Raw genomic sequence first — 7,915 nt, forward strand, 5'->3', positions numbered from 1 at the left:
TGCCCCTGCCCCTGCCCGTGCCCCCGCGCTCGTCGCCGTCGCCCACGGCACCCGCAGCGCCGCCGGGGTCGCCGTGACCGAGGCGCTGGTGGGGCGCGTGCGCGCGCTGCGGCCCGGGCTCGACGTCCGCGTCGGCCACCTCGGCCTCGCCTCGCCCTCGCTGGAGTCGGTCCTGGCCGGACTCGACGGCGCGGCCGTACTCGTACCGCTGCTCCTCGGCACCGGCCACCACCTGCGGTCCGACGTCCCCGCCGCGATGGCGGCCGCGCCGTGGCTGCGCTGCCGCGCCGCCCCCGCGCTCGGCCCGCACCCGCTGCTGGCCGAGGCCCTCGCCGGGCGGCTGGCCGAGGCGGGGCGGCGGCCCGGATCCCGGGCGCCGGTCGTGCTCGCCGCCGCGGGCTCCTCGGACCCCGCCGCGTGGGCGGACACCGCCCGCGCGGCGCGGCTGCTCGCCCTGCGGCTGGGCGCGCGCGTGGTGCCCTCGCACGCGGCCGGGAGCGGCACGAGACCCGCGGACGCCGTGGCCGCCCTGCGGGCCGGGGGCCACGAGGACGTGGCCGTCGCCGGCTACCTGACGGCGCCGGGGCACTTCAGCGAGACGGTCCGCAGGGGAGCGGAGGGGGCGGGGGCCCGGATCGTCTCCGAGCCGCTCGGACCGCACGAGGCCGTGGCCCGCCTGGTCGTACGCCGGTACGAGGAGGCCGTGCGCGGGGAGGCCGGTCGTCGGGGGCCGGCCCGTCAGGCGGACGTGGCCGCCGGTGGCGCGCCGTTCCCGTTCGTCAGCCGGACGCCCGTGACGAGCGACGGCCGGATCAGCACGGCGCAGTCCATGCGCTCGTCCCACCACGGCTCCAGCAGGGCCTCGTAGCGGGCGAGCTCGCCGGGATCGGTGACGAGCGTGCAGTAGCCGGTGACCACGACGCTCCAGCCGAGGTGGGTGCCGGGGTCGATGGCGTCGGCCTCGTAGGCGACGACCACGCCTTGGCCGGCCTGTTCCGGGTGCGCCGCGAGCCCGGCGAGGGCGGCGCCCTCGTGGGTGCGGATGACGACGTTCCCGCCGTCCACGACGTGGTTGACCGGCCGGATGGCGGGCAGGGCGCGGCGGGTGAAGACGACCCGGCCCAGGGAGACGCTGCCGAGGAGCCGTAGGGACTCGGCGCGGCTGAGTTCGACCCGGTGACGGGCAGGTGCGGTGGCGTCGCTCACCCCACCAGTACAGGCGACCGAATCACCGCATACCAGGGGCCGTTCGGCCCCAGCGCCCGAAGGAGCACGGGAAACTGCGCGACGAGCCCCGACGGTCCTGCAGACGACGTGCCGGCCCCGGGGCATCCCGGCTCCGGGGCGTGCCCGGCCCCCGGCGGAGCGCGACGCGCGGTCCGGCAGCGCCCCGAAGGGGCCCGGGGAACTGCGCGACGAGCCCCGACGGCCCCGCAGACGACATGCCGGCCCCCGGGCATCCCGGCTCCGGGGCATCCCGGCCCCCGGGCGTACCGGCCCCCCGGGCGTACCCGTACCCCGGGCGTACCCGTACCCCGGGCGTACCCGGACCCAGGACGTACGGCCCCCGGCGGAGCGCTACGCGCGGTCCGGCAGCGGGTCGTGCCGGACGCGGGACGCCGGGAGGGCCGGGGCCGGCCCCGCCGTGAGCCGGGCCACGAGCAGGCCGACCATGGACGGCGGCCCGCTGACGTAGGCGAGGTGCCGCGACCAGCCCCCGTGCCCCGCGACGACCTCGGCCAGCGCGTGGTGCTCGCCGGGCCCCTGCCCCTCCCCGAGCACCTGGGTGACCTGCAGCCACGGGTAGCGGCGCCGCAGTTCGCCGGGCGCCTCGGTGTCGTAGAGCGCGGAAGGGTGCCGGACACCGAGGAAGAGGTGCGCGCGGCGCTGCGCGGCAGCCCCGCGGGCGACGCGGCGCGCGGCCAGCTCCTGCAGCAGCGCCTTCGCCGCCGCCCACCCGGTGCCGCTCGCGACGAGCAGTAAGTCGTGCGCGAGGTCGTCGTCGAGCGTCATCGTCCCGCTCGCCGGGCCGAGCCGCAGCGTGTCGCCGGGCCGGGTGCGGGTCACGAGGGCCTCGCTGACCCCGCCGCGGCCGGTCAGCCGCACGTGGAACTCCAGCTCGCCCTCGCCGTCCGGCCGCGGCGCGCAGGCCAGCGAGTACTGCCGCCACGCCTGCGGCAGCAGCGGCGAGGCCACCGCCGCGTACTGCCCGGCCCGGTAGGGGTACGGCTCGTGCGGGCGCACGCGCAGGACGGCCAGGTCCGGGCGGCGCAGTTCGTGCCCGGTGACCGTGGCCTGCCAGGCGGGCGGTTCGCCGAGCGCGGCCTCCGCGCCCTCGACCATGGCCCCCACCGCGAACCGCAGCATCCGCACCCACGCCTGCTCCATGGCCTCGTTCCACCGCGGGCCCGCGGTGCGGTGCAGCGCCTCGCACAGCGCGGCCTCGAACGCCCGGTAGTGCGCGGGCCGTACGCCCAGCTTGCGGTGGTCGCGGCCGAGGCGGGTGAAGACGGCCGCCACCTCGTCCGGGTCGTGGAGGTTCTCGATCAGGAACCAGAAGATCCCTTCGAGGTGCTTGCGCTGGAACTCCATCGACTCCGGGAACAGGCGCCGCAGGTAGGGCCAGTGCGCGAACATCGCGTCGTAGAGGTGCGCGATCAAGTCGCCGAAGGGCGTGACGAGTTCGAGGTGGTCGGTGATCACGCGCTGGTCGGCGGCGCCGGCGGCACCGTCGTAGGACCGCAGCTGCGGCGCCCCGGCCGCCCGCGTGCCGCCGGCCCCCTCCGCCGCCTGCTGGGAGCCGGGGGACAGCAGCCGCCGGCGCAGCCGCATCGCATCGTGCCGGGCGAGCAGGGAGTGGTAGGAGTCGTTGACGGTGTTCACGGGTCGGAAGCTCCTCGCGCAGGGCTGGGACGGGCCAGTATGGCAACGGGCCTGCGGGACCGCCCGGCCCCGGTCCGCAGGGCCGTTCGGCCCTATCGGGGCGGTGGTTGCGCGGTGTGAGCTGTGCGCGGGGTCTGTTGCGAGCGGGCCCCGGCGGGGGCGCTTGCACCCGGTGCGCTGCGCCCCAGCCGGGCCCGGACGCGGCGCCCCCGCCAGGCCCGGACATACTGCCTCGTATGGAACGGACCGACACGGACAGCCCTTCGCATGACACTCCGGAACGCGCCGAGGAGGCTGCTCCGGACACCGCCACGGACACCACCACCGCCACGGACACCGCCCCAGCCGCAGCCCCCTTGCGCGTCTTCATCCTCGACGACCACGAGGTGGTGCGCCGCGGCGTCCGCGACCTCCTCGAAGCGGAGCCGGACATCGAGGTCGTGGGGGAGGCGGCCACGGGCCGCGAGGCCCTCTCGCGCGTACCGGCGTCCCGCCCGCACGTGGCCGTCCTCGACGTGCGCCTCGGTGAACGGGGCGAGGAGGGCGGCGACCACGGCGGCATCGAAGTGTGCCGCGAACTGCGCGCCCGGATGCCGGAGCTCGCCTGCCTGATGCTCACGTCCTTCGACGACGACGAGGCCCTCTTCGACGCCATCATGGCGGGCGCGGCGGGCTACGTCCTCAAGCAGATCAACGGCTCGGAGCTGGTGAACGCGGTACGGACGGTGGCCACGGGCAAGTCGACGCTCGATCCGCGCACGGCGTCCCGGGTGATGGCCCGCCTGCGCGCGCCGAGCGAGCCGGAGGTGCCGGAGACGTCGGAACTCGACCGCCTCTCGCCCCGCGAGCGGGAGATCCTCGACCTCGTCGGCGAGGGACTGACGAACCGCCAGATCGCCGACCGGCTGTTCCTCGCCGAGAAGACGGTCAAGAACCGCATCTCGTCGATCCTGTCGAAGCTGGGCGTGGGCAGGCGGGTGCAGGCGGCGGTGATAGCGGGGAAGGTGCGCAACGGCTGAGACCGCGTACGGCTCCGCGAAGCCGTACCACCCGCCGCCCTCAATCCGGCAACGGCACGCTCCACACGATCCGCGTCCCCCCGCCCGCGGGCGTCTGCACGTCCAGCCGTCCGCCGTGGAGCTCCGCCCGGGACTTCATATTGGCGAGCCCGCCGCGCCGGGGCGCGGAGCCGACCCCCACGCCGTCGTCGGTGACGGTCAGAACGGCCCGCGAGGCGTCCACGGTCAGGGCGACGTCCACCCGGCGGGCGGCGGCGTGGCGGGCCGCGTTGCTCAGGGCCTCCACGGCCACGGCAAGGATCTGCTCGGCGAGTTCTCCGGGGACGTCGGTGTCCGCGGGGCCCTCGATCCGCAGGGCGGGCGCGAAGCCGAGGGTGCGGGTGGCGGCCTGGACGGCCTCGGCCATGCCGCGCCGCAGGCTGGGACCGCCCCCGCGGCCGTCCCCGGCGGTGCGCAGGCCGAAGATGGTCGAGCGGATGATCTGGATGGTGGTGTCCAGGTCGTCGACGGCCCGGCCCACGCGCTCGGCGGCCTCGGGCCGGTCGATGAGCCGGGTGGCGCTCTGCAAGGTCATGCCGGTGGCGAAGAGCCGCTGGATCGCCAGGTCGTGCAGGTCACGGGCGATGCGGTCGCGGTCGTGGAGGACGGCCAGCTCCTCCGACTCGGCGCGCCGCTGGGCGAGTTCGAGGGCTATGGCGGCCTGATCGGCGAAGCCGGAGAGCAGCTTCACTTCGGAGTCGTCGAACGGGGGCCGCCCGGGCCGCCGGTGCAGCCGCAGCGCGCCGCACGCGCCGGGCCCGGAGGGCAGGGGCACGACGACGGCGGGCCCGTCGCCGGGCGCGCCCTCCTCGCCGTCGTGCACGACGACCGCGCCGTCCGCGTCGGCGACCTCCCGGGCCCGCTCGGCGATGAGCCCCAGCGCTTCGTCCGCGTCCGTGCCGGACAGCAGACTGCGGGTGATCTCGCCCAGCGCCTGCAGCCAGCGCTCGCGGCGGCGGCTCTCGTGGTACATGCGCGCGTTGTCGATGGCCACGCCCGCGGCGATGGACAGCGTCGTGAGGACGGCCTCGTCGTCGGCGTCGAAGGCGGCGCCACCGCGCTTCTCGGTGAGGTAGAGGTTGCCGAACACCTCCTCGCGGACCCGGACCGGCACGCCCAGGAACGTGCGCATGGGCGGGTGGTGCTCGGGAAAGCCGTAGCTGCGCGGGTGCCGGTTGAGGTCCGTGAGCCGCAGGGGCGCCGGATTGCGGATGAGCTCCCCGAGGATGCCGCGGCCGCACGGGGTGCGCCCGATGCGTGCGGTCAACTCCTCGGACATGCCGACGGGGAGGAACTCCGACAGCGTCCCGCCGTCGCCGACGATCCCCAGCGCGCCGTACTCCGCATCCGTGAGCGTGACCGCGGCCTCGACGATCCCGTGCAGCACCTGCGGGAGCTCCAGCCCGTGCCCGAGGCTCATGACGGCGTCGAGCAGCCCGCGCATCCGATCGGCGGACGGTAACCCGCCGGCCATGTGATCACCGTTCTGATCTGCGGTTTCCGTCATGACTGCTCCCCGGGCCCGATACCTGGCCAGCAGCGTACGACAGGGCCGACCGGCCCCGGGAAAGGGGCCCGCCCGGCCCTGCCACCACGCCCGGCCCCCCGGCGACACTGAACCCAGCCGGGAGGAGCCGCGTCCCCCTCCCCCGTTGTCCGGAACTCCTCCCGGCGCCGCTCATGCGGAGGGAATGCTCAGCTCATGCGGAGGGAATGCCCAGGAGCGCCTTCACGCGAGGTGAGCGACGACCCCCGCGTGGAAGCGGTCCACCGCGTCGTCGACGCTGCGGATGAACCCGGACTCGGCGTTGCCGCGCGTACTGCCCATGCCCTTGAACAGCGACAGCCGGAAGCCGGTGATCCGGGCGCCGTCCGGGGGCAGGATCCCCGCCGGCTCGGGCCGCAGCCGCTCCAAGGTGCCCCGCGGCCCCCGGCGGCCCTCCACCAGCGTCTCGACGTGCACGTCCGCCGGCGCGTCGGCGAGACGCCGCACCAGGCGCTTGGCCCAGCTCAGCGGATAGCCGTGCTCCGGCGCGGGGATCTCGACGGAGGTCCGCAGCTTGCCGGTGCGCAGATCGGCGGTGATCGTGAGGACGCCCGGGGTGCCGTCGATGCGGAGCTCGGCGGACAGGCGCCCTTCCTCGCACAGCCGGTCGGCGAGCGCGGCGCGCCGCGAGGAGGGGTCGGTGCCGCGGCGCGCACGCTGGACGGGCAGCACCTTCTGCCCCAGCGCTCCGCCCAGCCTGAGGCACACCTGGCGGATCAGCCGCTCCCAGCTCTCGACGACCTCGACGGCGCGCCGGTCCCCTTGGACGAGGGTCTCCGCGTCGATGCCGTTGCGGACCGGCACCCAGGCGGGGCCCATGTTCTGGAAGCCGTGACAGCCGGAGTTCTCGTGCTGCAGGTAGTGCAGCAGTTCGTGCAGCAGCCAGGCGTGGGCGGCGTCCCCCACGCCCTCGTGGCGGATCAGCATGTGCGCCTGGTGGGCCACTTCGGCCCAGGAGAGGTGCCACAGAGCGACCTTGTGCTTGCGCCGCCCGTCGACTTTGACGTCGACCAGCGGGCGGCCCTCCAGCGCCACGTCGTTGGACAGGGTGACGACGGCCTCGTAGCCGCGCCGGGCGGCGATGTCCATGTAGTCCTGCACCTGCTCGGACTTGAGCGGGTTGCCGTTGGTCTTCGTCTCGACCAGGGCGGTCCACAGCTTTCCGGCCCGCTCGACGCGCACGACTCCGTCCGGGCGCCGGGGAGCGTCGCCGAAGGGGAGGGAAACCTCCACGAAGGTCTGCATGCGGCCGGCCGGCGCCCCGAAGGCGGCGGTGAGGCGCCGCCCGAACTCCGGCACCTGGGCCATCACCGACAGCAGCACCGACGTGGCCCGCATCTCGCGCTCGCGGTCGCTCCGGAGCTGCGGGACCGGAAACAGCCGCGCCTCCCGCCAGAAGTCGTTCTCGGCGAGGGACTTCCGGGGCACGTCGGGCAGGGTGACCTTCTTCTTGGCCGTGCGCGGGCCGCGACGGCGCGGGGGCGGCGGGACGAGGGGTGCGACGGGTGGTGCGGCCGGCGAAGTGGCGATGACGGCGACGGCGACGGTCGTGGCGGTCGTGGCGGTCGTGGCGGGGGCCCGCTCGGGGGCTTGCACCGGTGCGCAGGGTTCCTGCGACGGAGGTGAGACAAGACCACCAACCCCGTCCCGTTCGTAGCCTTCGCCTTCGCCCTCGCCCTCGCTCTCGCTCTCGCCTTCATCGACCTCGATACCGAAGTCCGTGGCGAGGCCGGCCAAGCCGGACCGGTACCCCTGCCCCACGGCGCGGAACTTCCACTCACCGCCGCGCCGGTAGAGCTCGCCGAAGATGAACGCGCGCTCGGCGCCGGCCCCCTCGGCGGAGAACCCGAGCAGGATCTCGCCGGTCCGGTCGGCGAGCGTGACCCGCAGGTCGTCCAGGTCGCCGAAGCAGGCGCCGCCGTACCGGCTGGCGGCCACGACGATGCGCTCGACGTCCGGCGGGACGGCGGTCAGGTCGAGGCTGATGCGGTCCTCGCTGCCGTCGCCGGTGGGCGTCTTCCCTAAGAGCTGGACGCTTCCGTCCGCTGCGGCGGGGTTGTTGTAGAAGAAGAAGTCGGCGTCGTCGCGCACTTTCCCGCCGGTGCCCAGCAGCAGGACGGACACGTCGGCGTCCCCGTCGCCGGTGGCGCTGCTCCAGCTCAGACTCACGATGACGGAGCCTGCGTCCTCGCTCAGCGCGGCCAGCCCGACATTGCCGCCCTTCACCATTTCGTGCATGGATCCCCCGTGTGGTGATGTGTGATGCAGCACACACGTGTGCACACGAAGTGAACCCTAGCCCTCGGGTGGGGGTTGAGGAGGCGTGATCCAACGACTGGGCGAACGTGATCCTCCGGCCCCGCCGTCCCGCCGGTCGGCAGGGCTTCCGAGCCGCCGGGGGCGCGGAGTACGCCGACCGGGGGACGCC

Annotated in this window: 5 protein-coding genes and 1 pseudogene; 2 read left to right on the plus strand and 4 right to left on the minus strand. The window is 75.1% G+C overall.

All coding sequences use genetic code 11. From position 1 onward, the window contains the following. Positions 1–97 precede the first annotated feature (97 nt). A pseudogene (locus ACSNOG_RS30845) lies at positions 98–271 on the plus strand (sirohydrochlorin chelatase); the annotation flags it as partial. Between the two features lie 467 nt (positions 272–738). On the opposite strand, the gene ACSNOG_RS30850 reads toward ACSNOG_RS30845, so the two are convergent. Together ACSNOG_RS30850 and ACSNOG_RS30855 are read right to left on the minus strand one after the other, a co-directional pair. Then, positions 739–1,206, minus strand: coding sequence for a pyridoxamine 5'-phosphate oxidase family protein (locus ACSNOG_RS30850; protein ID WP_436756000.1), 468 nt, complete (start codon positions 1,204–1,206; stop codon positions 739–741). Between the two features lie 372 nt (positions 1,207–1,578). Continuing rightward, positions 1,579–2,883: a globin domain-containing protein gene (locus tag ACSNOG_RS30855; RefSeq protein ID WP_436756001.1), complete on the minus strand. Its 1,305-nt coding sequence runs from the start codon at positions 2,881–2,883 to the stop codon at positions 1,579–1,581. Positions 2,884–3,119: 236 nt separating this feature from the next. On the opposite strand from ACSNOG_RS30855, the gene ACSNOG_RS30860 reads away from it, so the two are divergent. Beyond that, the gene (locus ACSNOG_RS30860; protein WP_436756002.1) at positions 3,120–3,902 is read left to right on the plus strand and encodes a response regulator; all 783 of its coding nucleotides are present in this window, start codon (positions 3,120–3,122) and stop codon (positions 3,900–3,902) included. Positions 3,903–3,942: 40 nt separating this feature from the next. Here ACSNOG_RS30860 and ACSNOG_RS30865 read toward each other — a convergent pair whose 3' ends face one another. Continuing rightward, positions 3,943–5,448: a sensor histidine kinase gene (locus ACSNOG_RS30865; RefSeq protein WP_436756003.1), complete on the minus strand. Its 1,506-nt coding sequence runs from the start codon at positions 5,446–5,448 to the stop codon at positions 3,943–3,945. A 222-nt stretch (positions 5,449–5,670) separates the two neighbouring features. Continuing rightward, entirely contained in the window at positions 5,671–7,716 is a 2,046-nt protein-coding gene (locus tag ACSNOG_RS30870; protein WP_436756004.1) for a TerD family protein, read from the minus strand. Positions 7,717–7,915 lie beyond the last annotated feature (199 nt).

The organism is Streptomyces sp. URMC 124 (assembly GCF_051386455.1).
Classification (GTDB): Bacteria; Actinomycetota; Actinomycetes; order Streptomycetales; family Streptomycetaceae; genus Streptomyces.